At 68.7% G+C, this 26,176-nt stretch carries 19 protein-coding genes and 2 pseudogenes; 8 read left to right on the top strand and 13 right to left on the bottom strand.

Translation table 11 applies throughout. The annotated features are described in order from the left end of the window. Positions 1-193 precede the first annotated feature (193 nt). A complete protein-coding gene (locus OG710_RS29670) occupies positions 194-3,376 on the bottom strand; it encodes an SMC family ATPase (protein ID WP_330237488.1) in 3,183 nt (1,060 codons plus the stop codon). Continuing rightward, positions 3,373-4,656, bottom strand: a complete 1,284-nt coding sequence (locus OG710_RS29675; protein ID WP_330237487.1) for a metallophosphoesterase family protein — start codon at positions 4,654-4,656, stop codon at positions 3,373-3,375. The genes OG710_RS29670 and OG710_RS29675 overlap by 4 nt, the downstream gene beginning before the upstream one ends. 133 nt (positions 4,657-4,789) lie before the next feature. Here OG710_RS29675 and OG710_RS29680 point away from each other — a divergent pair, with 133 nt between their 5' ends. The 5 genes from OG710_RS29680 to OG710_RS29700 are packed head-to-tail and all read left to right on the top strand — an operon-like array spanning position 4,790 to position 11,953. Beyond that, on the top strand, positions 4,790-5,650 hold the full coding sequence (locus OG710_RS29680) for a hypothetical protein (RefSeq protein WP_330237486.1): 861 nt from the start codon (positions 4,790-4,792) through the stop codon (positions 5,648-5,650). A gap of 31 nt (positions 5,651-5,681) precedes the next feature. After that, entirely contained in the window at positions 5,682-6,815 is a 1,134-nt protein-coding gene (locus OG710_RS29685; RefSeq protein WP_330237485.1) for a hypothetical protein, read from the top strand. Continuing rightward, the gene (locus tag OG710_RS29690; RefSeq protein ID WP_330237484.1) at positions 6,812-8,302 is read left to right on the top strand and encodes a hypothetical protein; all 1,491 of its coding nucleotides are present in this window, start codon (positions 6,812-6,814) and stop codon (positions 8,300-8,302) included. The genes OG710_RS29685 and OG710_RS29690 overlap by 4 nt, the downstream gene beginning before the upstream one ends. After that, complete coding sequence (locus tag OG710_RS29695) at positions 8,299-9,627, top strand: AAA domain-containing protein (RefSeq protein ID WP_330237483.1); 1,329 nt, start codon at positions 8,299-8,301, stop codon at positions 9,625-9,627. The genes OG710_RS29690 and OG710_RS29695 overlap by 4 nt, the downstream gene beginning before the upstream one ends. Before the next feature lie 16 nt (positions 9,628-9,643). After that, on the top strand, positions 9,644-11,953 hold the full coding sequence (locus tag OG710_RS29700; protein WP_330237482.1) for a DEAD/DEAH box helicase: 2,310 nt from the start codon (positions 9,644-9,646) through the stop codon (positions 11,951-11,953). 1,327 nt (positions 11,954-13,280) lie between these two features. Here OG710_RS29700 and OG710_RS29710 read toward each other — a convergent pair. After that, entirely contained in the window at positions 13,281-14,927 is a 1,647-nt protein-coding gene (locus OG710_RS29710; RefSeq protein ID WP_330237481.1) for a serine/threonine protein kinase, read from the bottom strand. 364 nt (positions 14,928-15,291) lie between these two features. On the opposite strand from OG710_RS29710, the gene OG710_RS29715 reads away from it, so the two are divergent. Together OG710_RS29715 and OG710_RS29720 are read left to right on the top strand one after the other, a co-directional pair. Continuing rightward, entirely contained in the window at positions 15,292-15,645 is a 354-nt protein-coding gene (locus tag OG710_RS29715; protein WP_330237480.1) for an SDR family oxidoreductase, read from the top strand. 31 nt (positions 15,646-15,676) lie between these two features. Then, positions 15,677-16,009 (top strand): NUDIX hydrolase, encoded by a 333-nt coding sequence (locus OG710_RS29720; protein ID WP_330237479.1) that lies wholly within the window; start codon positions 15,677-15,679, stop codon positions 16,007-16,009. Between the two features lie 517 nt (positions 16,010-16,526). On the opposite strand, the gene OG710_RS29725 is transcribed toward OG710_RS29720, so the two are convergent. From OG710_RS29725 to OG710_RS29745, 6 genes and pseudogenes are all read right to left on the bottom strand, one after another. Next, entirely contained in the window at positions 16,527-17,036 is a 510-nt protein-coding gene (locus tag OG710_RS29725; RefSeq protein WP_330237478.1) for an Lsr2 family DNA-binding protein, read from the bottom strand. Positions 17,037-17,622: 586 nt separating this feature from the next. Continuing rightward, positions 17,623-18,485 (bottom strand): annotated as a pseudogene (locus tag OG710_RS29730) (GNAT family N-acetyltransferase); the annotation flags it as partial. Positions 18,486-18,574: 89 nt separating this feature from the next. Continuing rightward, positions 18,575-18,739 (bottom strand): hypothetical protein, encoded by a 165-nt coding sequence (locus tag OG710_RS29735; RefSeq protein WP_330242111.1) that lies wholly within the window; start codon positions 18,737-18,739, stop codon positions 18,575-18,577. Positions 18,740-19,096: 357 nt separating this feature from the next. Continuing rightward, positions 19,097-19,639: a radical SAM protein gene (locus OG710_RS31365; protein ID WP_443064208.1), complete on the bottom strand. Its 543-nt coding sequence runs from the start codon at positions 19,637-19,639 to the stop codon at positions 19,097-19,099. Between the two features lie 22 nt (positions 19,640-19,661). Further along, entirely contained in the window at positions 19,662-19,790 is a 129-nt protein-coding gene (locus tag OG710_RS31370) for a hypothetical protein (RefSeq protein ID WP_443064207.1), read from the bottom strand. A 193-nt stretch (positions 19,791-19,983) separates the two neighbouring features. After that, entirely contained in the window at positions 19,984-20,313 is a 330-nt protein-coding gene (locus tag OG710_RS29745) for a hypothetical protein (protein WP_330237477.1), read from the bottom strand. 327 nt (positions 20,314-20,640) lie between these two features. On the opposite strand from OG710_RS29745, the pseudogene OG710_RS29750 reads away from it, so the two are divergent. Beyond that, positions 20,641-21,986 (top strand): annotated as a pseudogene (locus OG710_RS29750) (hypothetical protein). Here OG710_RS29750 and OG710_RS29755 read toward each other — a convergent pair. The 4 genes from OG710_RS29755 to OG710_RS29770 form a co-directional block, all read right to left on the bottom strand. Continuing rightward, positions 21,964-22,497 (bottom strand): NUDIX hydrolase, encoded by a 534-nt coding sequence (locus OG710_RS29755; RefSeq protein WP_330237476.1) that lies wholly within the window; start codon positions 22,495-22,497, stop codon positions 21,964-21,966. The pseudogene OG710_RS29750 and the gene OG710_RS29755 overlap by 23 nt on opposite strands. A gap of 448 nt (positions 22,498-22,945) precedes the next feature. Then, positions 22,946-23,827, bottom strand: coding sequence for a hypothetical protein (locus OG710_RS29760; protein WP_330237475.1), 882 nt, complete (start codon positions 23,825-23,827; stop codon positions 22,946-22,948). 246 nt (positions 23,828-24,073) lie between these two features. After that, positions 24,074-25,060: a hypothetical protein gene (locus tag OG710_RS29765; protein WP_330242109.1), complete on the bottom strand. Its 987-nt coding sequence runs from the start codon at positions 25,058-25,060 to the stop codon at positions 24,074-24,076. Positions 25,061-25,349: 289 nt separating this feature from the next. Continuing rightward, entirely contained in the window at positions 25,350-25,835 is a 486-nt protein-coding gene (locus OG710_RS29770; RefSeq protein ID WP_330242110.1) for a hypothetical protein, read from the bottom strand. Between the last annotated feature and the right edge of the window lie 341 nt (positions 25,836-26,176).

Raw genomic sequence — 26,176 nt, forward strand, 5'->3', positions numbered from 1 at the left:
AAAATCGCAACGAATTGATCGCGGCTGCACAACCTTGATCCGGCCTGGTCGCAGGGCTTCCCTCCGGTATACGCACCTGCATCGTGCACGGTGTGTAACGAGCGCGCCAGCCCTGCGTGACGCCTCCGGCGGCGAGAGACGAGGCGAGCACCTCTGCCGCGGGGGATGGACCTGCCGTGGTGGACGGTTGGTGTCATGTCAGATCCGCCAGGTTGTGGAGGTTCTCGCGGATGAAAGTGTCGCGTTCCGCGGCGCTCAGCCAGTGGGCCCTCGAGCCGCGGTGGTCCTTTTCGACCCACAGCACGTCGTTCACGGTCTCGGCGACCGGGCGCAGGTGGCTGATGACGGCCAGCAGTTTGTCGGCTCCGACATGGGTGCGCAGGACCTGCAGGGCACCGTCGAGACGGGCGGCGTCCAGGGTGCCGAAGCCCTCGTCGAGGAAGAGACTCTCCAGACGGGTGCCGCTGCGGCCGTGCATCTCCATCAGCGCGAGGGACAGAGCGAGTGAGGCCTGGAAGGTCTCTCCGCCGGAGAGGGTGCGCGAGCTGCGGCGGGCGTGGCTGGAGAGGTTGACAATGTCGAAGTCGGCGGCGAAGCCCAGCCGTCCGCCGGAGAGCTGTCGCAGCAGTTCGCTGCCGTGGGCGAGCAGAGCGCGGGTGCGCAGGTCGGTGAGATGGCCGAGGAATTTCCCGTCCGTCAGGTGGGCGCTCACCGCTTGCCAGGCGGCCAGCTGGCGCTCCCCGGCGCTGATGGCTGCCCTCAGCCGGTCCTTGTGCGGAATCTGTGACAGGGCCCGCTCCTCCTCCTGCAGGGCACGCGCGGCCTCATTGCGCAGGGTGCCGGCGTAGCTGCTCAGGCTGTCCAGGAGGGTGGGCTCCAGCGGATCTGTTTCGGGGTTCATCTGCAGTACGGTGCTGCCGGGGTAGGCGGCGGCCAGCACTTCGGCGTGCGCGTGCAGCTGCGTGGTCAGCTCTGCCAGGGCTGCGCGTGCTGCGGTGCCGTGCTCGTCCAGGGCGGCGAGCAGGAGGGCGCTGGCGCTCTCCAGGCCGGCGGCGTAGTCCTCCATGGCCGCGGGGTCGTCCGTCCCGGGCGGCAAGGGCAGCACGGGGCGTCGGGCCTCCTCAACCAGCGCGGTCGCGTCGAGAGCGCTGTCCGCCCATCGCTGCAGCTGAGCCCCCAGCTCGTGCAGAGGCCGGGTCACCTCCCGCTGCAGGCGTTCGACCAGTTCGCCCCGCTCGATCTTCAGCGAATGCACGAGACCGCTCAGTTGCTCCTGCCGCTGGGCGAGCTCGTGCTGATGGTTCTGCTCGTGCCGAACGGCCCGGGCAGCGGCTTCCAGGTGGTCGGGGTGGGGGAGGGCAGGCTGCTGGGGCAGGCGTCCTCGTGCGAGCTCGGGCAGTGCAGACAGGCTCGCCAGCAGGCTGCGCTGCTCGTCTTGAAGCCGCTCGGTGGTCCGGGATGCCTGCGTGCGCCGCTTCTTCGCGGCGAGCGAGGCCGTCTGCAGAGAAGCGCGCGCCACCTCTGCCGCCGTTTCCTCCTGAGTCAGCTTTTTTCTGCCGGAGGCGACTGTCTCCTGCAGTTGCGCGAGGCGGTCGCGGGCGTCGCGGAGGAGTTCGTCGCCGAGGGCCTCCTGCTCGGCAACGGCCGGTGGCGGAGATGCGGCCATGTGGGCCAGGGCGGCCGCGGCGGCGCTTTCCAGCTCTTTCGCGTAGACGTCGGGGCAGGCATGGGCGCTGCGAACGGCGAATTCCCGGGCCCGCTGCCGTACGAGGGGCGTCTGGTCCTCCAGCACGCGCGTGGCTTCCTGCACTTGGCGGTGATGTCCGTCCTGGGCTGCCTGAAGCTGCCCGACCTCGTGCGCGTGCAGGGTGTGCTCGCGTTCGGCGCGGGCCAGTGAGGCCAGGGCCTTGTCCGCCGTGTCCTTGGCAAGAGCAAGGGCCTCGGCGTTGTGCGGCTGCGGCGGCTGGTAGTCGTCGGGCAGGGTCCTGATGCACACGGGGCAGCCGTCGCCGGCGGCCAGGCCGTCGCCCGCCGTGTGTGCCGCTTCCTGGCGCCGGATGCCGTCCAGCGTGTCCTGCGCGTGCTGCGTGGCGGCCCGGGCCGCGTGCAGGTCGCTGGAGGGAGGCGCCTGTAGCAGGGCGGCCAGTTTGCCGTGCGTGAGAGCCTGGGCGGCACGCTGCTGGGCGAGTGCGCTCGCTGCTTCACCGGCGCGCCGGACGGAGGCTGTCAGTGCCTGCAGTGCATCGGCTGCATCGGCGGCTTCTTCCTCGGCGCCCTGCAGCTGCCCGCGCGTCTCCTCGACGCTCTGCCCGGCCTCCTCCAGTTCGCCGGCACGTGTGGCCAGGTCTTCCTCTTCCCTCTCGAGCTCGGTCAGAAGCTGGGCATGCGCTGTTTCCCCGTCGGTGAGGGTGCTGATGCGGCCGGGCGCGTCCTTGAGGACCTGGGAGGCCGCTGCCAGGGCGTCGGGCGCCAGACCTGCCGTGGCTGCAGCTGCCCGCTCGGCGGTGACGGCCTCGAGATCGGCTTGGGCGGTGCTTTCGGCATCGTTGTTGACCCGCTGCAGCTGCTGGATCTCGCCCTGGGCCTGCCGGACGGAGGCGGTGATGCTGTCGGAGGTCGTGATGCTGCGCTCGGTGAGCACCTTGGCGGCATCCGCGCTTCGGCGCGCGTGCTGCTGGGCCTGTGCCGTCGAGGTCTGCAGTCGGCGCAGCTCGGTCAGCCGGCCACTGAGGTCCGCGGCGCCGGCGTGAGCCGCGTCGTGGCGTTCCCGTGCCGCCTCTGCTTCCGCGCGAGGATCGTCGTGAAGCCGGGCGTCGTCGCGCCGGGCCTGGCTGATGAGGTCCTTGAGACGGCCGGCCGACTCAGTGGCGAGCTGACGAACGCGCTGCAGTTCGTCGACACCGAAGAGAGACTTCAGGATGCGGGTGCGGTCGGCGTCGCCGGCGTTGAGCAGGTCTCCGAAGCGGCCCTGCGGCACCAGGACGGAGGACTTGAAGGTGACGTAGTCGATCCCGATGAGATTCCTGATCGCATCGTCCACGGGGCGCACTCCATCGGTGCGCTTGCCGTCCGGACCTGTCAGACGTGCTTGCGTGGGACGGGATTCGTGAAAGACGCGGTACACCGTCCAGTGCTGGCCCTCCACCGAGAACTCCAACTCCACCATCATGGCCGCGCAGCGGTCGGAGCGGAGCTGGGCCACGCGGTCGGTCCAGGAGCATCTGCCGTACAGGGCGGCGGTGATGGCCTCGAGGATGCTGGTCTTGCCCGCGCCGGTGTCGCCGAGGATGCCGATGAGCGTCTTGCCGGTGAAGTCGATCGTGCAGGTGTCCGGGTAGCTGCGGACTCCCGAGAAGGTCAGGCGGACGATCTTCATGATGCCGTCTCCGTTCGGCCGTGAGCGGCGTTGGTCCAGGGGGTGGCGATGGCCTCGGCGAGCAGATGCTCGGCGGGGGAGGAGGGTGGCGTTGCATCAGGTGCGTTCAGCAGGTCGGCGAAAGCGGCTACCACCTCGTCGGCGTTCTGTCCGGGAGTGCCGGCCTCCGCGAGGTAGGCACTGAAGGCCGCGGTGATGTCGAGCCGGCTGTCATCGGCGGCGTCGATGCCGGTCAGGGCGTTGGCCCGGGTGGCCGCGCAGTCTTCCTCGACGTCCACGACGATGGCATGCGGCACCAGCTCGGTGACCCTGTCTCCGAGCCGGGCGATGGGTTCGTCGCTGCGGATGACCGCCTTGAGGTAGGCGCCGCTGTACTGGGCCGCATCGGCGCCCAGTTCCTCCAGGGTGCCGTGGAACCGGGCCAGACGCCGTCCCGAGTGCAGCGTGTGCGGGGTGACCAGAGTGCGTCGGCCCGGTCCTGCCTCGACGACGGTGACGCTCTTGGTCTCCTCGCTCTCGCCGAAGTCCATCTGCAAAGGGCTTCCGGCATAGCGGGCCGGCCGCCCGGTGCCGACGGGCTGAGGTTTGTGGACGTGCCCCAGGGCGCAGTAGGCGACCTGCGGCAGGGCGTCGGCGTCGGTGGCGTAGGGCTCGCGCACCTCCCACATCCGCTCGCTCCGGGAGGGAATGGCGCTGGTCACGTACTGGTGGGTGGTGAACAGCAGCACGTCCCGTTCGGGGTCGTAGCCGTCGTGCAGCCGGGCCAGGAGACCCTCCTGCAGCTCGCGCAGGCCGGTCGCGTAGGCGCCCGCGGTGGTACCGAATCCGGGGAAGAGGTGCAGGTAGCGGTTGGGGTGCACGTACGGCAGGGCGGCCAGGCGGATGCGCTGACATCCGTCACGGCTGTCGAAGTCGAGCACGGTGCCGGGATCTGTGTCGCCGCGGCTGTGGACGAAACGCAGGCGGTGCTGGTCGGTGTCCGGCCGCAGAGCGCATACGTAGTTGAGCAGGTCGAACAGCTCGGGGGAGTCGTGGTTGCCGCCCAGGACGACGGTGGGCGCGATGCGGGCGAAGGCGTTCAGGCAGCGCAGGGCGCGCAGGACGTCCTTGTGGGCGGGCCGGTAGGAGTCGAACAGGTCGCCGCTGTGCACGATGAGATCAGGCTGCGCCGCCTCGGCGATAGCGGTGATCTCGGCCAGGACGGCGTCGAACTCCTCGTCACGGGAGCGTCGTTGCAGGGTTCGGCCCAGATGCCAGTCGGATGTGTGCAGGGCTTTCATGAACGGCTCTCCTCAGCGCAGATAGGACTGCCCGACGCCCCTGCGGCAGAGGCAGTCGGCGAAGTGCCGACGACTCTACAACAGCAATTACAGGAGAAAACTGGAAAACGCTGGAATGCGGTAGGGTGCTGCCATGCACGAGCATCTGGACGCACTCGAACAACGCATGCAACAGCTGCAGCAGGCCATGCGGCGCGCCCAACTGGCCCGTGACAACGGCCAGGTCAAACAGCTCCGCGACGACCTACGCCGCGCCCAGCGCGCCTGGGACGCCCTGTTCGAACAGGCCGAGGACACCGAAGAGACAGCCGCTCGCGAAGAAACATCACGCGGCACCCCCGCGCACAGCACACCGGCGGAGCCGGTAACCCCGCTACCCGCCCGCGAACAGGTCCACCAGGTCCTGACCCTCCTCGCGGTGCCCGCCGCTCCCAAACTGATCAGCACCGTCCATGAAGCCTTCTTCGCCGGCGCTTTGGCCCCCTCACGGCTGACCAGCCTGCGCCGCGACGAGGAACGCTCCTACCGCTCCGCCCCCGGCGCCCGCCCCTACTACCTGTGCCCAGCCCTCACCTCGGACCTGCTCTCACCCGCCCGCGGCCTGCTCACCGTCAGCACCTGGCCCCTGGAGCAGCGCATCGTCGGCCCCCTCAGCGCACGCGTCCACTTCCTCACCAGCGCCCTGAACATCGCCGACGCCGCCGAACGCCTTGACACCGACACCTTGCCGCTGGCCGCCCGCCAACTCCTCACCCGCTACGCCCAGAACATCCCCGGCGCCCAGCCCCCCATACAGCAACGCACCACCGTCGGCCCGCCCATCGACCTGCCGCTGCTGCGCCGCGCCGCCCAGGACGAACTCGCCCTGCACACCGACACCGACACCACGACCCGCACCGAGGCGGCCCAGCGCGCCCGCTATCAACTCGACGACGCAGGACTGCTGTTCGGCGGCTCATTCCAGTCCGCCCGCCGGCTGCGCTCCGTTCCCTGACCACCTTTGACCCGACCCGCAAGGAAGCTTCGTGAGTCTGCTCAACGACCGGCTCGACGCGCTGCGCGGCCCCGTCCTCGCCAAAGGACACGACGCCCGCACCCTCGCGGCCCTGACCACCAATCCCGGCTGCACCCGCCGGGCCCTGTTGGACGCCGCCGGCGTCGACAAGGACGCCATCGCCGTCCACCTGGGAAAGCCCCGCCCACTCGCCAAATCCGCTCTCGCCCTCAGGAGCGGGGCCGTCTTCGAGCAGCAGGTAAAAGCCGACGGCGGCGCCGAACTCCTTCGCCTGCTGCGCGAAATCCTCGGCCTGCCGCTGCCCGAGGCCGCCCACACCGACCTCGCCAACGTCGGCACCCAGGACGCCTCCCTGCAGGTCCGCCACGCCTACACCCGCACCGCCATCCTGGAAGCCGTCCGCTCCACCAGCCCGGCCCGCACGCTGCTGGACCATCCCATCCTGCAGCTGACCGTCGCAGGCAACCCCGTCTACCTCGAACCCGACGTCGTCGCCTTCCAGGTCGACGGCGTCTTTCACATCGTCGAGATCAAGTCCTTCGCCGTCGTCGACGGCCAAGCCGACCCGGCCAAAGTAGCCGCAGCCGTCACCCAGGCCGCCGCCTACATCCTCGCCCTGCGAGAACTGCTGGACAGTGAGGGCATCGACCAGAACAAGGTCTCCGACGACGTCATCCTCGTCATGCCCCGCAACTTCAGCCGCCGCGCCACCGCCAGTGTGGTCGACGCCCGCAAGAAAGTCGCCTCCCTCACCCGCCAGCTGAGCCGGCTCACCCGCATCGAACCCCTCCTGGACACGCTGCCGCCCCACATCACGTTCGACCTCGCCCCCGACCAGGACAACCGGCCCACCCGCGACCCCAAAGCACTCGCGGAAGCCCTGCAGAGCACCGCAGCCCGCTACACCCCCACCTGCCGCCACTTCTGCGACCTTGCCTACGTGTGCCGCAGCGAGGCCCGCGAAGAAGGCTCCATCGACGTCCTGGGCACCGCCGTCCGCGACGACCTCGGCGGCATCGACCACATCACCACCGCTCTGCGCCTGTCCGACGGCACCCGCGAACCCTCCCCCGACCAGAGCGACCTGGCCGCCGCACTGCAGCACGCCCACGCCGTTCACACCCAACTACGGGAGTCCGCATGAGCATGCTCACCAGCCTGCTGCGCCTCAAGGCAGCCGAAACCGAACAGGCCCAGGACGCCAGCACCATCCGCCACTTCCACCTCACCGAGCGGCCCCTGATCGTCCTGCCGCTCAACCGCTCCGGCACCGAAGCAACCCCGCTGGCCGTCATGTACGGCGACGACCAGGCCCACCCGAACCTGCTCATCGCACCCCCGCGCGGCAGACCCACCGCATTCCTGGACGACCTGGCCGCCGGCATTCTCACCTACATCGACAGCTTCCCCGACACCGAACGCCTCCCCGCCCGCGGCGCCAAACCCGCCCGCCAGCGCCACACCCACGCCCCCCAACTCCTCGTCGCCAACCGCAAGTCCGTTCGCTACCTCGACCGGCTGGGCCGCGCTCTGCGCTTCACCGACACACCCGAGACGGCCGACCCGGCCCGCAGCGTCGGCCGCCTGGGCCAATGGTTGACCTTCTTCGCCGAACACGCCGAACACCCCGGTTCCGCCCTGCTGCTGGCCCTGACCGACCTGCTGACCACCCACTGGGTCACCGGCCAAAGCCCCCTGGAGGACGAACACCTCGCCACCCTCCTGGCCTGGATCAACCCACCGCCCGGCACCACCGGCCTGCACGCGGCCCTCGCCGCCGAAGCCCCTCACCGTCAGCCCGCCGGCCCGGCCACCGACCCCTCGTTCGACACCATCGAACTCGACCCCCTCCTCAAGGCCTTCGGCACCGCCGCCGAGGAAGGAAACACCGCCGCCATGACCCGGCACACCCAACGGCTGCACGACCTTCTGCACACCTATCTGACCCCCACCTGGGACGACGCCTGGGACGCTCTGGCCCTGCTGCGCAGCCTGCCCCAGACCCCGGACGCCCACCGGCGCTGGGACGCCGACCGCGACCGCTTCACCTCCTTCAGCACCTACCTCGCCGACGACGGCCGCCCCCAGCCCATCAAGGACGACGCGGTCTCCGCCGCCCGCCGCCTGGCCCGCCTGGAACAGGCCGCCGGCGCCTTCGAAGCACGCCGCGCACTGGAAGACCCCTTTATCATGGCCGAGCGGCGCACCACCGGAGAAGCACTGGCCGGCATCGTCATCGACACCGACCCCGACCGCACCATCACCGGCCCCACCGGCCGCCTCCAGCTCTGGCCACGCTTCACCCTGCACACCACCGACCCCGTACGCCTGGACGTCGGACACCTGCTGACCAGCCCACACAACCCCCGCGTGCACCTGGCCATCCGGGACATCACACCGCGCGACGGCGGCACCGACCTCCTGCTCGAGGTCACGACACAAAAGGGCACCGTCGCCAAACCCAACCGCACGTCCGTACCCGCCGTCGGCGACCACCTCCAGCTCACCCTCGCACCTGAGTTCTTCCGGCAGCCGCCCTTCCCCAGCCGCGACAACACCCCCTGGACCCACGGCGGCCCCCAGCACGACCACCCCGCCGCCCTGGACGAGGCCGAGGAGACCCAGCCATGAACCCGCCCGCACCCTCACCCGCCGAGATGGCTGCCGCGGCCGTCGACGGCGTCCTTGACACGCTCGCCGCCGGCAACGACCAGGCCCTCGTCGTCGACTCGCCGCCCGGCGCCGGGAAATCCACTCTGGTCGCCCAAGCCGCCCACACCCTCGCCGCAGCAGGCGAACGGTGCATCATCATCGCCCAGACCAACCACCAGGTCGACGACCTTCTCATCCGCCTCGCCGACCCCCAAACCCCTCAGCTGCGCCTGGGACGCCTGACCGGACACACCTACCAGGTCCCCGACCGTATCTACGGCCTGACGGGCACAACCATCAGCACGGACATCAAAGATGTCCTCGCCTGCGACGTCATCGTGGCAACCGCCAAAAAATGGGCGAACGTCGACGGCCCCCGCTGGCGGTGGGCCATCATCGACGAGGCCTACCAGATGCGCTCCGACGCCCTGCTACTGATCGCCAAGCTCTTCGAACAAGCCCTCTTCGTCGGAGACCCCGGCCAGCTCGACCCGTTCTCCACCATCCACACCCCCCGCTGGATCGGCCTGCCCCACGACCCCATGAACAGTGCCGTCACCGTCCTGATGAACCACAACGACGCCACCATCCACAGGCTCCCCGTCTCCTGGCGCCTTCCGACCTCCGCGGCAAGCCTTGTCGCCCGCGCCTTCTACCCCTTCAACCCTTTCCAAGCCGGCACCGCCCCCCAGACACGCAGCCTGCACTTCACCACCAGCGGCATGCGCAGCACCCTCGACGACACCATCGAGGAGGCCGCCCGCTCCGGCTGGGCCCTGCACGAGCTGCCGCCCCGACACACTGCCCGCACCGACCCCGAAGCCGCCCGCGCCACCGTCGCCCTGGCCGCCCGGCTGCTGGACCGCGGCGCCCAAGCCGTGTGCGAGAAGCATCCCTCCGGACGCGAACTCGAAGCCCAGGACATCGCCATCGGCACGGCTCACCGCGAACAGGCCCGCCTCATCCAGCAACTCCTCAACCGCACCCCCCGCACCCACGGCGTACGCGCCGACACCGCCAACCGCCTCCAGGGCCGCGAATACGCGATCACCATCGTCTTGCACCCCCTGTCCGGGCGCCGCGACTCCTCCGCCTTCCACCTCGAAGCCGGACGTCTGTGCGTGCTCGCCTCACGCCACCGGCACGCCTGCATCGTCGTCGCCCGCTCCGGCATCGCCGACCTCCTCGACAGCCACCCCTCCAACGACCCCGTCCACCTCGGCGTCCCCGCGAAATTCCCCGACGGCTGGGAAGCCAACCAGCACGTCCTCGCCCACCTGACCCACCACCGCGTCCGAGCCTGACGACCGGCAGGAGAACATGCCGCCCACCCCCATGGACCTGCGACCGCATCAGAAGGAAGCCGTCACAGCAGCCGTCAACACACTCCGCACCCACCCCAGGGCCAGCGTGATCGCCGCCTGCGGCACCGGCAAGACCCTCATCGCTGCCCGCACCGCAAGCCGCCTCACCCCCCGAGGCCGCGTCATGCTGCTCGTCCCCACCCTGGACCTGCTGTCCCAGACGGCCCGCTCCTGGCAGGCAACAGGCCGCAAAGGCACAGCGGTCGCCGTCTGCTCGGCACGGCAGGCAATCGACCGCACACCGACCGGCGACCTGCCGATGACCACCAGCCCCGCCGAGCTCACCGCCCTGACCAGTCAGAGCACGGGCGAGCCAGTCACGGTCTACGCCACCTACGCCTCCCTGCCCACGGTTATCGCCGCCCATCAGAGCCACGGCCTGCCCCCATGGGATCTGGTGATCGTCGACGAGGCCCACCGCACCGCCGGCCGCCTCGGCAAAGCCTGGGCCGGTATCCACCACGACGAACAGGTCCCCGCAGCCCGCCGGCTCTATCTCACCGCCACGCCCCGCGTCTGGGATCCAGACCAAGACCGAGCCGAGGTCCCCGTCGCCTCCATGGACGACGAATCCCTCTTCGGCCCTGTCGCCTACCGGCTGTCCCTGTCCGACGCCATCGACCTCGGTTTGCTCGCCGACTACCAGATTCTCGTTCCCGTTGTCGACGACACCACCCTGCGCGACTGGCTTGCCACCAGCCCCGGCGCCGGTGTCGACGGCCTGCGCCTCGCAGGCCGCCAAGTCGCCGTCCTCAAAGCCATCCACGACCACAAGCTGCGCCGCGTCCTGACCTTCCACCACCGCGTCGCCGATGCCCGAGCGTTCGCCACCACCCTCCCCGACACCGCAGCCGCCCTCCCCACCGACCTGCAGCCCGACGGCCTGTGGTCGCAATGGATCAGCGGCACCCACCCACCCCGCGTCCGGCGCCGAATTCTCCTCGACTTCGCCGCCCACACCCACCCCGAGCAACCTGCGGTCCTGGCCAATGCCCGCGTCCTCGGTGAAGGCATCGACGTCCCCTCCATCGACGCCGTCGTCTTTGCCGACCCCAAGAACAGCCCCGTCGACACCGTCCAGGCCGTCGGCCGCGCCCTACGCCAGCAACCCGGTGCGAACAAGAAGGCCACCCTGATCGTCCCCGTCTACCTCACCCCCGACGAAAACCCCGACGACCTCCTCGGCGCCGACGCCTACACCCCGCTGTGGCGCACCATCCAAGCCCTCCGCGCCCACGACGGCCGCCTCGAAGCACGCCTCGCCGACCCCCGCACCCACCGTCCCACCCTCACCGGCGACGATCCCGGACACTGGCTCCACTTCGACCGCCCCACCCAGGCCGACGAAGTCGCCCTCGCCCTCACCCTGCGCGTCCTGAAACCAAAGAGCGCTGAATGGCGCCGCGGCCTGGGCGCAGCCCGCCGCTACCACCGCACCCATCACCACCTCGACATCCCCCAGATCTACGAGGACCCGACGGGCTTCGCCCTGGGGCGCTGGCTCACCTGGCAACGACACCTCCACAACCAAAACGCCCTCGACCCCGCACGCACTCACGCCCTCGAACAACTCGGCATCATCTGGAACCCCCACCAACAAGCCTGGGACCGCGGCCTCGCCCACGCCGCCGCCTACGCCTCCGCCCACGGCCACCTCGCCGCCCCCGTCGACCACCACGAGCCCGAAACCGGGTTCGCCCTCGGCCGCTGGCTCGCCACCCAACGCAAACGGGCAGCCCAGCTCACTCCTGCCCGCACCCACGCCCTGACAGGCCTCGACCCGCACTGGAACCCGGCCTGGCCCCTGACATGGCAACGCAGCTACCACGCCGCCCGCCACCATCAGGAGGCCGGTCACATCCTCACCGATGTCCCGCGGACCTTCGTCACCCCCGAAGGCATCCGCCTAGGGGAGTGGCTCCGCACCCAGCGCAGCACACCACCCACCCACCCTGGCCAGCTCCGCCTCCTGCAAGACCTGGGGCTGCACACCACCACACCGCCCTCGACGCCACAGCCCCCGCTCACCGCACGAGAACAGTCCTTCCGGCGTGGACTGGAAGCAGCAACTGTCTTCCTCGCCAGAGAAGGCCACCTGAACGTGCCCCAGCGCCACATCGAGCACCTCGCCGAAGGGCCAGTACGTCTTGGGCAGTGGCTCACCAACGCCCGGCGCCGGTGGGACCGCCTCCCACCAGAACGCCGCCTGACACTCACAGAACTGGGCATCCAGCCGTCCGCGCCCGGCCCAGGGACGCACCAGTGAACCAGGCATCGGCCTCTCGATCTGCTCCCCCGCATCCCCCCATGACAACGTGTCGAGCTGGCGGTACCGGGGGCCGATGGAGGGAAGAGCAGCACATGAGGAAGGCCGTCCCAAGGAGCCGGGCCCCAACCCCTTTGTGGGAAAGGACCCGGCGCAGGTTGCGCGTCAGAAGGACCCAGCGTGTTCGTGCATGTCCGGTGCACGGCCATCGCGCACGCCCCTGTGCGCGGATCAGTTCTCGAGCTGAAGGCGGGCTTCTGCCTTCTTGGTACGGGGGGAAGGACATGTCGAAATTGGTGCGCGTTCCCCAGCCGCATGCATCCGCGCTATCACCCCCGCCGTTGCCGGCGTGCACGTGGACGAAGGCGCAGTCGCCATCGGCGCGGGTGTCCTCGACCCAGCCGTAGACCTTGAGCGTGTTGCCGGAGCAGCTCAGCGTCCAGTGCGCTTCTGCGCCAGGGATCACAGGTGAGGCGGAGGACGGGCAGGTGGCCGCGCTCGCAGGGCCGGCGGCGGTCAGGGCGGAGAGAAACGTCTTACCGAAAGCCATGTGCGGGGATCCTTTCCAGGTAGAAGCACGAGGACTGTTACGGGGCGGGGGTGTAGTGGCCGATCGTGTCCTCGCACGGCCCGTCGGCGTACAGGTGAGGGCATCCGCTTCACCCTGGTCGGCCTTTTGACGGTTGGCCCGCGCAGTCACCGCCACCAGGCTGGTGGCCGCGTCCTGGTCGTTGGCGTAAGCCTCCCGCCGGGCAGCGGTCCAGGAGCTCGCGCCGGAGTCCCAGGCCTCGGCGAGCGGGACCATGTGGTCGATGTCGAGCTTGCCGAGGCCGGTGACCTCCTGGCCGTCGTAGTAGGAGATCCACCGACCACCAGCGAGCTTGCAGCCGGCCGAGACCACTGGAGACTCGACCGCTTCGGAAAGCAGGACCTCCGCGCGCGTATTACAGCCGTCGGCGGGGTCAAGGCCGGAGTTCCAGTGCTTGAACTTCGTCCGCCCATAGCCGTCGCGGGACTCGTCGACGACCGGGATCTGCCCGATCACAGCGGGCGAGAGACAGCACCTCGGCAGCAGCTGGTGCCTATGCTGCCGCGGGGTGGGGGAGAGCAAGCGGAGTCAGGGCGAGGGAGAGCACGGCGAGACCACGCACCATGTTCTTGATCACGACCGCAGAGATAGCGGTCACGGTCGCCAGGGCCGAGATGATCCGGGGGTGAGTCAGTCTCCTGGAGTAACAGGTTCACCAGGGAAACGATCAGCCTCGGCTCCTTGGCAGGCTGTCCTGCGGGTGCCTTTCGTGGTCCGTGTTCGCCGGATACGACCTGCTCAGACGCGGCAGTTCATGCCGTTGGTGACTTCGCGGAAGCTGGCGATCACGGGATTGGCCATGGACTCCCGGTAGATGACAACGACCCGCCCGTAGGACCAGGTGATGTCAGTGCGCAGCTTGTCGTTGCCCTGGGTACAGCCGGTGTACATCCCGCCGCGGGCGAGGTCGGTGTAGTCGCCGCCGTTCTCCCACACCGCTGTCGAGGGGCCGACGGTGAGGAACATGGTCTGGGCCTCAGGATTGAACGTCACCTGCACCCCTTCGGGCAGCGCCCACTCGTCGCGGAGGAATGTCTTGAGTTCCTCGTTGATGGAAGCGGCGATGCCGCGTTCGGAGGCGGTCATCGCATCGCGAGCGGCCGACCACTCCCCGATGGTGGGCTCGGCATAGTCGCTGCGTGTGTAGGCGGGCTGAGGCTCGCCCGTCGGAGCGGTGGCTGTGGGCTCCGGCGTGGCGGGGGCGGGACTGCCGGCCGCGGTGACCGCTGATGCGGTATGCGCCGGGGCTGCGGAACTCGTAGGAGGAGTGGCGACTGCAGCGGCGGACGATGAGGACACCGACGGGGAAGCAGCCGGAAGAGCGGGAGCAGCGGCAGCCGAGGGCGTCTGTCGCCCCACGGCCGTGGATGCGTACACGGCCGTGGCCGCAACGCCGAGAACAACAACAACGGCTGTCGCAGCGATGTAACTGCCTTTGCGTGCCCGGCCGGCCCGGCCGGTCGGCCAGACGGTCTCATGAGCGGGCGGCGGACTCCAGTGATCGGAGACCAGCCCGTCGACCAGCACGGGCACCGAAGCGTCCTGTGGCAGAACCTGGGTGCTTTCCTTTGAGAGCAGCTTTGCGCACGCGCCGCTCAGAGACTGCGCCGTGGGGCGGTCGCCTGCCTCTTTCGACATCGCTTCCGTCACGAGGCGGGCAAGGTCCTCGGGCAGGCCGGCGAGATCGGGGTCCTGCGACATCACACGGAAGGCGACCGTGTCCGGAGCCCCGGTTCCGAACGGGTGGCGCCCGGTTCCGGCGTAGGAGACGAGGGCACCCCAGGCGAACACGTCGGACTCAGGACCGATGCTGCCCGTGCGGTACTGCTCGGGGCTGATCCAGCCAGGGGTGCCGGTCAGGACGCCCGTCCGGGTGACCGAGGTCCCGTCGAAGGCATGCGCGATCCCGAAGTCGAGGAGGCGTGGACCGCTGGGGGAGAGGATCACATTGCCGGGCTTGATGTCACGGTGGATCACACCGGCCTCGTGGACCGATGCCAGCGCGGTGGCGGTGCCCGCGGCGAACGCGTGGAGCACGGCACCGTGGAGAGGGCCGTGCGCGGCGATGTGCTGCTGCAGCGTCGGGCCCGGTACGTAGGGTGTGGCGAGCCATGGACGCTCGGCCTCGCAGTCGGCCGCGACTACAGGCACGAGACACGGTCCGCTCACCCTGCTTGTCAGCGCTACCTCACGCCGGAACCTGGCACGGAACTCCTCGTCCTCGGCCTGAGCCGGATGGACGACCTTCACCGCCAGACGGTTGCCGCTGGAGTCCAGGGCGGCGTGGACGGTACCCATCCCTCCCGCTCCCAGACGGCCCACTATTCGGTACGGGCCGACACGAGCAGGGTCCCCGGGAAGGGAGGGGAGGATATGGGCAGTCACGCGGGTTCCCTCTCAGGCCGGGCCTCTGGCGATGGATCCTATGTCCCGCCTCGAACGGGCGAACAACCAACTGGACGAGCCGCATCCCGTAGAGGCAAGCCGTGACCTCATCTATGGGCGACACGACACGTCTCGACTTACATGAGGTGCAACGCGAAAGGGCCCTGGCCTGCAGAGGTTCCGCAGGCCAGGGCCCCTTTCGTTGGTGGCGGCTCAGCTTCGCGCTGTGCGCGAGCGAGCCGGCGGCGGCTGCCCCGACGATGCGCCCGGAGGTAACCGTCTGCTCCTCACGCCGATTGCACTGCTGGGGGATGCCCGAGTCCACAGAAGCAGCTTCTGAATCGCTTTGAGTACATTGTTCTGCTTGACCTTGGACAATGCAGGCAGCATCAACGCCCAAGCCGGCCGGACGAACCTCGTCGCCTACAGCACTGCGAAAGCCGGGCTGCTGGGCCTGACCCGCTCCTTCGCCCGTGAACTGGGCCCGTACGGGATCTGCGTCAACACGGTGATGCCCGGGGTCATCCAGGTCGAGGCCGAGAGTACCCTTCCCGCCCAGTACCGTGCGCGGCCGGAGGACCAGATCAAGTACCAGTGCGTCCCGCGCCGTGGCCGACCCGAGGGCGTCGCGGCCCTGGTGGCGTTTCTCGTGGGACCCTCCGCCTCGTTCATCACGGGGCAGTCCGTCCACGTCGACGGCGGCTGGCTGCTCCACTGAAGACCGTCAACGAGCAAGAAGAGGAACCGAGATGATCGAACGAGTCCGTGCCGTCCTCGTCACCCCCGACGACACGGTGCTGGTCATCCGCCGCACCAGGCCCGGCATCCCCGAGTACTGGGTTCTGCCCGGCGGCGGCGTCGAGCCCGGCGACGCGTCGCGGGAGGCGGCCCTCCACCGGGAGATCCACGAGGAGATCGCGGGGAAGGCCGACATCGTCCGCCTTCTCCACACGATGGGGTCCGACGACGAGCGCCAGTTCTTCTACCTCGGCCGCATCGCGACCTGGTCCTTCGAGGACCGCACCGGCCCGAGTTCAGCGCCAAGGGCCGCGGCGCATACGCGCTGGAGGAGGTCCCGCTGACCGCAGAGGGGCTCGATGACATCGACCTCAAGTCCGAGGAGATCGCCCACGTTCTGCGGGGAGCCATCGGCGCCGGAAGCCTCAGAGCCTGGGTGTCGCTCTGAGCCTTCGAACACATCAACACACCACCAGGGCGACCCTGAGACGATTCGGTCCTGGTGATCTGACGCCCACCTCGATCCAGCGGCCGACACGGAGGCGTCCGGCGACGGCCTTGCGGGCGGGCAAGTTGCTGGGGGAAGGGGACTTGGGCATGGGCGAGCTGTTCGGTACTGCGGATCAGACGGTGTACTGCTTGTGCGGGACGCCGCGTCCCTACACTGCCTCGAAGGCTGCCGAGATCAGCTGACGACGTCGTGGTCCCTGTTGAACTTAGCTCGCCTGTGGCGACCACCCGCCCTGGCGGCCCCGCTGCATGATCATGTCGACGAGATCACCACCGGAGTCACGTTCCTGCCCGATTGATCCGGGAGGTAGAGGGAGTGGTCATCACGGCAACGGCAGGGGCTGGCGTGTGTCAGCTGGGATGCTCCTGCTTCCATGCCTCGATGACTTCGATGGGGACTCGTCCGCGTTCGGGCAGGTCGTATCCGTTGGCGTTGGCCCAGTCACGGATGGTGCGTGTGCTGACGGACGTCCTGGCGGCTGCGGCCGGTGGGCTGCTTTCGGTGAAGGCGGCGCCGTGGTCGAGGTCAAGGTGCCGTTGTAGGTGAACCAGGGCGCGCGCAGGGCCGTCGTTGACGGCGACGGTCCACTCGTCCGGGGTGTCGGCGGGCTGGGTGACCCAGAAGAGGTAGTCCCCGTTGCCGGTGACTCCCATGGCGAAAAGGTCCTCGGGGGAGTGCGGCAGCTGCAAGGGGTGCCGGGCGGCCTGCCGGACCTCCTCGATCTGCCCCCGCAGACGCGTCGGCACGGGGCCGGTCAGATCGGCCCATTCGCTGGGGGCATGTGGCTGGTAGAGGGTGATGAATCCGCAGAACTGGCCCGGTCCATATGCGGTGATGAGCTCCTTGTAGTCCTGGGGCAAGGCAAGGCCTTACCCAGCGTGTTTTCGACCTGCGGCCAGTCCGGAGCAGGGGGAAAGGCGGCAGGAGGCGGGCACAGCGTGGTCAGCGCGGTGAGAGAGGTCATCGGTTTCCTCGGTGGCTGAGGGCGGCGCCGGGGGCGGGGCTCAAGGTGGATGGCGCAAAACACCCGCAGTCTGATGAACGCAACAGGTCATGCGCTTACACAATCAGCGGGACCTGCGCAGCAAACCGTGAACGTCATCGCACATGCGACCGGGGCCCCAGGAGGTACGGGGGTAGGGCCTTGTGGAGCTCGGTACGTCACCATCGGCACCCATCGGCCACACTGTCGCGCATGCGCAGGGTGCTCGATGGATCGGGCTCCCAAGGCCCTGCCGACATCGATGCCCGTACCCTCCAGGCCCTCCACCTGTGCATGGACGAGAGGGCGCCGTCCACCTCGAAGAGCTGGCGGAGGGCGAAGCCGCTTCATGCACGCCTCGCACATGAGGAATGCGCCGAGGACAGGCTCACCAGTGTCGGGGCTTCGGCAGGTCGGCTGGCGTGGGCGGGATGTGGCCGTGCAACAGCCCGAGAACCAATGACTATGCCTGTGTGGTGAGTGAAGCCGAGGGAGGTGAGTCCTTCGGCTTGGCACAGCCGGTCGGAAGGGCCGTCGACTTCGGTCTGGAGGAGTTGGTAGGCGGCGCTGTGGGATTGTCCCCAGTGCATGGCGGCCCGCCACAGGGCGCGTCCGAGGCCCTGGCCTCGGGCCTCGGGGAGGACGGTGAAGTACTGGGGCATGAGCTGGGGGCGTCCGATCGCGTCGGGGCGTACTTCCATGGGGCCGATCGCCCCCACGATGCGGTCGTCGAGGGTGGCGGCGAGGACCGGGCCGCACCGGCCGCCTGCATCTGGGTGTGGAGGAAGGCCAGGCCGTCGGCGAGCATGGCCTTGGCGAACGGCGCGAAGGTCTCCTGCACGGCGGTCGGCCAGTCGGTGACAGGGCGGACCGGGTCGCCCGGGTCGGGGCAGGGGCTGCCGGTGAAGTCCTTGAGCTGGATGCGGGTGCCGCGCGGGTGTGCGCTCTCGGGGCCGAGTGGGCATACGACCCGGGCACCTGCCACGTCGTACCCGGCGGCGAGCTTCGCGGCCAGTTCGGCAGCCTCCTCCACGACGCTGTCGTGGAGCCGTAGGCGAAGACTTTCACGGTGCCGCGGCCGCGCCGGTTCAGGGTGGGGATGAGGGTGTGCTCGGGCTGGTGCACCACGTCCTCGCGGAGGACTTTCTCATCCTTCTCGCCGCCCCAGCGCCGGTCCTTGTCGTAGGGAAGGAAGCCCCCGGTGTCGGCCGCTCGCAGGGTGTCCCCGAACACGCTGACGGTCAGGGCATCGGGGTGGACAAGGACCGAGGGTCGGCACGATCGGCGCGGTCAGGTGGGGCCGGAGCCAGTCCCATCGGAAGAACATGAGCGGCACCCTAACGGTAAGCCGGGCAGGGCTCAGGCCCCGGACGCGAGTACGCCGGGGCCTGAGCGGAGTTGACCGGATCAGGTGGGTTAGTGGGGGTTGTCGTCCCCGGCGTCGCAGGAGCACTCCGCGCTCTCCACGATCGCTTCGAGGTCCTGGACGGCGGTGATCGATGCGGTCGCGACGGTCGGGGCGGCGCGGCGGGCCGAGGCGGGCGGGCCGGGGAGGATGGTCACCGGTACGGGCGGGGTCATGAGGGTTCTCCTTGTCTCCGTGCTGGCAGTAGCTGTGCAGCGGCGCCTTCGCCTCCTGGTAGTGCTTGGCCAGGGGGCGGCAGACCCGGCATGTGCCGGACAGGGCGCAGCCCTCGCACCCTCCGGTGCGAAGCATGAGGCGGTCGGCGATCGTGCCGAGCCGGGTGAGGCCGTTGATGCCCTCGGCCATGAGGTCGATCTGGTCGTCGCAGCCGACCTTGCAGATCGAGACCTTGGCGTGCGGGTCGGCGTGGAAGAAGGTGTGTCCCGCGTTGCATCCGGCGAACGGCTTGCGCTGGCGCAGGTGTGCGGCGGACTGGGCGAGGAGCGATTCTCCGCCGCCGTAGATCGTGGGCATCATGTTCGTGTACGCGTGGTTCTCGACGTTCCACTCGCCGGCGAGGGCGGCCATCTCGTCGGCCTCGGAGGCGTGTCCTCGGTCACCACCACGTTGATCCGGGTGAGCGTGTCGAAGGGCTCCTCACTCGCCCCGTACATGCTGACCACCAGCCGGTAAGGTGGGCAGTTTTGAAAGAGCTTGAGGAGGTCCGGCCGCCAGAGCAGCGAGCCGTTGGTGGAGATGGTGAGCATCATCCCGGCCTGCCAGGCGTACCGGTAGGCGCCCTGGAAGTGGGGGTCCGTGGGTTCGCCGCCGGTGATCTGGAGCCAGAGGACGCCGGCCTCGCGCATGATGTCGAGCAGCCACACCTTGTCCTGCCAGCCGAGGCCGGAGAAGGGGCGCTCGCCGAGGTAGCAGTGCTTGCAGCCGAAGTTGCAGCCGAGGTTGATCTCCCAGGAGGCCCGGCAGTAGCGATACAAGGACGGCTCGCGCACCAGCACGGTGCCCTGCGCGGGGCAACCGCCCAGGTCCAGGCCCCACATGCCGGTGGCGGTCTGCACCGCCCAGGCGGGGAGGAGCGACTCACCGTCGGCGGCGGGCCTGGCGCAGGCCCTCGTAATGGTCGGCGGAGATGTGGGCGCCGGCCCTTGCACCGGGTTTGAGAAGAAGGTGTCCGTCGAGGAACGGGGAGGCGATCAGAGCGTGGGCCATCGGTGGCCTTCCTTCCGGATCACGGAGCGGGACAGCGAACGGGACTCCTGCCGGCCGGCGCGGCAGTGGATCTCTCCCAAGCCGTTGCAGGTGCCGCAGGTCTTGCCGGACGAGTTGGCGCCGCTGCCACCGCATTCCCCGCACTGTTCGTTGCGAGGCGAGCGAGGGCGCCGGGTCTTGCGCAGGCTCGCGATCAGCTGGTGTACGAGACCCCCTCCAGGGCGTCTTCCCAGGTGTGCTGTGTGGTGTGGTCGGCGAACAGACAGCAGCCCTCACCATCAGGACCCGGGGCGGCCACCGGGCAGTCCGGCAGTACGACGAGTTCCGCCTCGTCCGTCCCGTGCCAGCGGAGCCACAGTGCGGTCCCGTACGCGCCGGCGTCGGTGAGGAGACCGAAGTGCTCACCTTCGTCGTGCGCGGACAGCTGGCACTGCACGGACCTGTCGACGTGCGGGGCGGCCGACTTCTCCCGCGCTTCCCGTGCCAGATCGAGGGGCACCCGGCGCCAGTGCACGCACCGCATCACGACACCATCCGGAGGGACGCGACGGCGTTCCGGGCCTGCTGCGAGCACCGGGGGGGGCAGAAGCACGGCGGGTAGCGGCCCAGGCTCTCCGGGGCCACCGGGTCCTCGCCCACGCGTACCTCCGTGAGAGGCCCCCACGTCTGGCCGGAGTCACGGGAGACCCCGCAACGTCATCCGCACGTCGTCCTGTCCGTTCACCATGGCCAGGAGCATCGCGATCCGCAGGCCCGGCCAGAAAGGCCAGGCGGATTACCCAACTTGGGTAACATCGCCCTCGGTTGACCAAGTGCAGCGATCCGTAGTCCTCATGCCGGAGCGTGCCCGATGCCCGAGCCATCTCGCTCGAAGGAACTCCCGGTCAGCCTGCTCACGGACGCAGTGATGATCGAGGCATGCCAGGCCAGAGACTTCGGCCGCATCTTTCAGCTAGTCAAGACACGGGCAGGCATCTATCCGTCGATGATCGCGCGCCGCTGCGACCTGACCCCGAGCCGCGTGGGCGAGGTGATCGCCGGACGGCGGCAGCTGCTGCACATGGACGTGATCGAACGGATCTCGGACGGACTGCGCATCCCCGGGCACATGCTCGGTCTTGCCCGCCGTTCCTGGAGACACCGCCCAGCCTGACGGTCATGCCCCGCCAACCGGCCGAAGTACCGGCCTCAACCGTCGAACCGCTGGTCGCCGGACTATCGGGGGCAGACGTCGACAGCATCCTCGCCCTGGCGGCCGAGCGGGATCTCAGCGCCTCGACACCGGAGGCGCTGCATTCGTCGATCGCGGACTACTGGCGCCGGGACGACGAGCACGGCGGCGAGACCTTACGGCCGGCGGTCGTCGGGCAGCTCCGCTACGTCGCCGACCACCTCAAGCAACAGCGCCCGGCTCCTCTGCGGAACGGTCTGCACAGCGTCGCGGCCGAGTTGGCCCGGCTCACCGGGTGGACCTACTTCGACGCGCGCCAGCACCACCAGGCACGCGCCTACTTCACCGAGTCCCTCGGTCTGGCCAAGGCCATCGACGACCGCCAGTTCATGGCCAACGTCCTCGCCTGCATGAGCCTCCAGGCCACCTACCAGGACAAGCCGGGCGGCGCCCTCGCGCTCGTCACGGCCGCCCAGGACCAGACCCGAGCGGCGGCGGGGACGACACCGCGCGTGCTGGCCATGCTCGCGATGCGCGAAGCCTTCGCCCACGCCACCCTCGGCAACCACGGCGCGACCCACACCGCGATCTCTGAAGCCCACACCCAGTTCGGACGGATCGGCACCGGTGATCCGGACCCGGCCTGAGTCGCCTACTTCGACGAGACGAAGCTGATCGCGGACACCGGCATCGCGCACGGCCACCTGGGCGAAGCCGCCCTCGCCGAACCCCTCATCGCGGACGCGCTACGCCGCGAGCACGCATCGAATCACCGGGGCCGCGCCTTCCACGCCTTCTGGCTCGCCCTCACCCAGCTCCAGCGCGGCAAACTCGATGAGGCGTGCCACACGGCCATGGACGCCCTGGCCCCGGCGGCGGCCGTCAGCTCGCGACGAGTCGCCGGCCACCTTCGGGAGTTCTACGAGGAGCTGGAGCCCTTCCGCCGGGAACCGGCCGCGGTGACGCTCGAGTTCCGGCTCCGGGAAGTGCTGCCCCGTCAGGTCAGCGGATCGCTTCGTCCATGAGGACGTGGAGCAGTCCGACCGGGGAGCCGCTGCTGACGATCTCGCGGCGGTCGATCATGCCCCGGACGTCGGCCAGCGGGATCCACTTGATCCGGTCCGACTCGTTCTTCTCGGTCGGCGGACCCTCGTACGTCGCCCCGTCGGCCCGGAAGACGTGGTGCTGGGAGTCGGTGATGCCGTTGGCCGGCTCGGCGTAGATCAGCGGCTTGATCGGGCCGGGCCGCCAGCCGGTCTCCTCCAGCACCTCACGGGCCGCTGCATCAGTAGGCGTCTCGCCCTCCTCGACCAGCCCCATGGGCAGCTCCCGCGCCCAGGCATCCGTGATGAAGCGGTGCCGCCACATCATGAGCACCTCGCGCCGCTCGTTGACAACGGCGGCCACGGCCAGGTGCCGGAGCTTGACGACGTGGTGCTCCCAGCGGTTCCCGTCCGGCGTCTCGACGTCGGTGAGCCACAGGTTTACCCAGCTGTTCTCGTAGATCGGACGTTCCCCATGGATCTTCCACTGCATTACTCCGGCCCTTCTCGATCGGCCTCCAGCATCGCAGAGCGAGCCCTGAGTTCCACCGGGGCTGGAGAAATTTATGTCAGAGTGACGAATATTCGGGCAGCGGCCCCATGACATTGCCCAGCGCTCAGGTCCATGCGCCGTGCCCCTCGTCTTCGCGGTGGATCTCCTGATGGCGGACGAGCAGCAGGCCAGCCGGACGCGGGGCGTTCCGCACGCCTCCAGGCGACCACCGTCAGTGCTTCCCGTGAGTCCATAGACAGCACCTCCTCTAATCGAAGCCGTCACTGCGGCCCCTACGTCTTGAAACCGAAGGCAGAAGAGGTTTTCTGCTACGGAATTTCAGGCAATGACTCCGGCTCCCTGTCCCACTGAGGGAGGTGGCGGCGATCTTGGGGAGTCGGGGCTGAGGAAACAACGGACCCCGACGACAGGACGTTGGTCCGGGAGATCAGGCCGATAAGGAGGAGCCGGAAACTGCCGAGGGGGTTGCCACGCTGACAGCGTTGCTCGCCCATGCCCTCAATCCATCAGGTTCGGTCGATGGCACCAGAGGTTGTGCCGAGCGGGCAGCTTCGACGAAGGGTGCGCGCAGGGAAGCGAACCGTTCCATGAGCGGATCGCGGACAGGGCCACCGATCATCCGGGACCAGGCAGCCGGCACGCGGTCGACGACTGCAAGAACACGGACCACATCACTCTCGGTCATGCACTGGCTCTCATGGAGGCAGTACTCCAGGAGGCCCCGGTCTCTCCACCGTTCCTCGTCCTCCCGTCCGGGCCACTCCAAGAGGAACTCCCACGCGACGAACGCTGCGCCGTGATGATCGTTGTCGCAGATCTCTGCATTGCAAGGGCACCAGCCGGACTCCAAAGCCCGTACAGCCGAACGGAGCACCGCTCTGTCCAGCGCAAGGTTCTCCAGCGTCCGACAAAAGTCCCGCAGTGCTTTCGCATGCCGCAGAAGTTCCGGCGGCCCCAGGAGCTCCAGAGGACCGAGGGCCGTCTCGACCGTCATACCGTGAGTGGCGACCCGATCTTGGCGCTCATCAGGAGCAAGATCGGGAAGCTGCTGGACGGTGCGCGCGAGTGCGTCAGAGGCCATCAGGAAGGCGGCAGATGTTTCGGCTAGCGCGGCCTGCCGGCGCAGCTCGAGCTCACCACACGTCTGGACACGTGCCGCAGCGATGGAGCCATTGACCTGGTTGACGCTCGAATCGACAGTTGCGTCTGCTGATTGCCTGCTGCTGCGCCTGGCCCACAAGGCGGCAATGAACGCGATAGGAGGGGTGAGGAACGCGGTGGCGACAGTGCCGAGATCTACCAGGTCCATGGGACCGATGCTGTCGGCCCGAGCCCGGGGTGCCAGTGCCATGGCAGATACTTGCCGCAAAATGACAGACCATGATCGTCCCCTGTCTCCTGACGTGTACACATGAGGCAGGTGTGAGGCGGCGCCATCGCGTGAGGTAGGCTTTTGCGCGCCAACGGGTTCTCCGAGAAGCCCGACGGCCGAGGCCGATCAACTGGTGCCGAGTAGGGCGCCCCAGAGGCCGGCTCCGGCGCACGTGCCAACCGCTCAGAGAGTACTGAGCGTCGCCTCAATGGCTTCAACGATGTCGTCGTGCGCTGCCGGAGCGATGCGCAGGCCCCGGCCCACCGGGACGGGCGCTTGCTCTGCGATGCGGTTAAGCACTCTGAGGAAGTTCTTGTCGGCGGTCAGGAACACATCACAGTCCGGCAGATGGGAGGCGTGCTGTACATCGCGAGGGTTGCCGCCGGTGACCTTCATGTCCGCCTGTACCGTTTCTGCTGCCCACCGCAGCCAGTTGCGGGGCATGTTCTCAGCCTCCACCTGGTACAGCCAGAAGCGGTTGAACTCCTCCCTGGAAGCGCACATGGCGCTAAGGTCGACCCGTGCTCCGACCCAGTCGGCGCCGGTGGTGTCCTCATGCGTCAGCACAGAGCGGCGACCCACCGCGAAGGAGTACCAGTACACCTCCTGAGTGCGTGGCCGCCACGCCGCGATCTTGTCGCCGGCCTTCCACCCGAGCTGGGGTCCTGGTGCGGTCTCATCGGAGGGGAAAGCAGTGATGCGGGAGAGGTCACTGACGTCGAACTTTCCCTTACGCCAGACCCGCTGCTGCTCCTTTTGGACGTCCACCATGAACTGCGCGGAACGGGCCGTGTTCTGCGCCAAGCCGGTGCCGCGGAAGAGCTCGTGGAGCTCCACCGCCTGCCGCCAGAACGTTTTCGTCCAGTAGGTGCGCCATGTCGCCTCACGGCCGGTATCCGCTGCCGACCGAACCCATTCGGGGTGCAAACGCCGCACCTCTGCGATGACTTCGGCCCCCTCCAAGTCGGCCTCGCTGCGCAGCCGCTCGTCCGTGCCGGCAAGGATGGCCCGGACGATGGCCTCCCGCTTGTCCGACCGGGGGTGCTGCAACACCTCCAACAGCACACCAGGCGGAGTCACCACGTGATGCCCCATGGAACGGACAAGGGCCCTGAACCGACTGCCGGCCTGTTCGTCCCCCAGGTAGGACCAGATGTTGTTGTCGAGCATGATCCTCACAACGTCCTCCACCCGCGGCCGCCTTCGCCACAGCGTCTTCGCCAGTGCCCAGTGCGACCTGAGAACAGGATGACACCAGGCACTGACAAGCCAGCTGGAGCGAGGGGTGCAGCACCATGACACAGGCCGCTGCATCACGGAATGCCGCTACAGAGCAATCGGCCTGGATCTCAGGCAACAGCAGGCGCGAGGCCCGCGGCCTGGCCCCTACCTTGACTCGCGCTAGTGCGCCGCCAGCCCCAAGCAGGGCCAGAAAGCCAATTTGTTCCTCTGCGCCGTATCAAGCAGCCCGGAGGCCACCGGAATGACCGAAGACACGGTCGAACGTCAAGGCGTGCGTGGTGGGGACGAGGAGGTAGGGCGTCCCGGAGCCGGCTGTGGTTCGGGGGCCTTCCTGCCCGAGGCCGAGAGCGTCATACGGGGTGAGGAGCTCGAGGTTGTCGAAGACGTAGTAGAGGGGAAGCTGAGTCCAGGCGACAAGCTGCAGATGGGCGTTGACCGCGGCCCGTTCGATGGCGTGCCGCCGACTGGTCTGGCTGGTCATGCAGCTCTTGCAGTCGATCAGGATGACCTGCCGGCCCTGGGCGACGATGAGGTCGGGCGTCCAGCGCAGCGAACTGGTGGTGTGGTGCAGGGCGAACCGTACGGGCTCGCCCATGATTCCCTGTCCCCAGGGGCTGACGTGCCAGCCGCGTCGGTTGAGTTCCTGGGTGACGCGCTGTTCATGGGCGTCACCGATCGCCTTCCTTCTCTGAAAGCTCGGCATACGGGGGAGTGTGACGCACACTGGGCCGTGCGAAACAGCGCCTGCCTTCAGGCCGCACATACTTCGGCCGCACCTCCCTACCGTCCGTGCGTGTCCGTGGCTGTCCACAGGTGTCCCGCCATGTCTCACCCTGTCTCACTGAATCTCACGGTCACCCACTCAAACTTGGCCGATTCTTACTGTCCCGTCTCATCGAACCGCGGCTTGTCGCACTGATCTGGGCGTTGAGCCTGCAGTACGAGGGGCGGGACAGGTTTGAGTGAGACGGTGTCCCGCTTTGGGGTGGCTCTTGTCTTGCTACAGGTGGCTTGTCTCAATGCAGTGGACATCGCCCTGGTGTG

The sequence above is a fragment of the Streptomyces sp. NBC_00525 genome (genome assembly GCF_036346595.1).
In the GTDB taxonomy this organism is placed as follows: Bacteria; Actinomycetota; Actinomycetes; order Streptomycetales; family Streptomycetaceae; genus Streptomyces.

Coding starts and splice junctions, on each gene's coding strand:
- OG710_RS29670 (WP_330237488.1), bottom strand. CDS start 3,376: ATGAAGATCGTCCGCCTGACCTTCTCGGGAGTCCGCAGCTACCCGGAC.
- OG710_RS29675 (WP_330237487.1), bottom strand. CDS start 4,656: ATGAAAGCCCTGCACACATCCGACTGGCATCTGGGCCGAACCCTGCAA.
- OG710_RS29680 (WP_330237486.1), top strand. CDS start 4,790: ATGCACGAGCATCTGGACGCACTCGAACAACGCATGCAACAGCTGCAG.
- OG710_RS29690 (WP_330237484.1), top strand. CDS start 6,812: ATGAGCATGCTCACCAGCCTGCTGCGCCTCAAGGCAGCCGAAACCGAA.
- OG710_RS29695 (WP_330237483.1), top strand. CDS start 8,299: ATGAACCCGCCCGCACCCTCACCCGCCGAGATGGCTGCCGCGGCCGTC.
- OG710_RS29700 (WP_330237482.1), top strand. CDS start 9,644: ATGCCGCCCACCCCCATGGACCTGCGACCGCATCAGAAGGAAGCCGTC.
- OG710_RS29720 (WP_330237479.1), top strand. CDS start 15,677: ATGATCGAACGAGTCCGTGCCGTCCTCGTCACCCCCGACGACACGGTG.
- OG710_RS29735 (WP_330242111.1), bottom strand. CDS start 18,739: ATGACCCCGCCCGTACCGGTGACCATCCTCCCCGGCCCGCCCGCCTCG.
- OG710_RS31370 (WP_443064207.1), bottom strand. CDS start 19,790: ATGGCCCACGCTCTGATCGCCTCCCCGTTCCTCGACGGACACCTTCTT.
- OG710_RS29745 (WP_330237477.1), bottom strand. CDS start 20,313: ATGCGGTGCGTGCACTGGCGCCGGGTGCCCCTCGATCTGGCACGGGAA.
- OG710_RS29755 (WP_330237476.1), bottom strand. CDS start 22,497: ATGCAGTGGAAGATCCATGGGGAACGTCCGATCTACGAGAACAGCTGG.
- OG710_RS29760 (WP_330237475.1), bottom strand. CDS start 23,827: ATGGACCTGGTAGATCTCGGCACTGTCGCCACCGCGTTCCTCACCCCT.
- OG710_RS29765 (WP_330242109.1), bottom strand. CDS start 25,060: ATGCTCGACAACAACATCTGGTCCTACCTGGGGGACGAACAGGCCGGC.
- OG710_RS29770 (WP_330242110.1), bottom strand. CDS start 25,835: ATGCCGAGCTTTCAGAGAAGGAAGGCGATCGGTGACGCCCATGAACAG.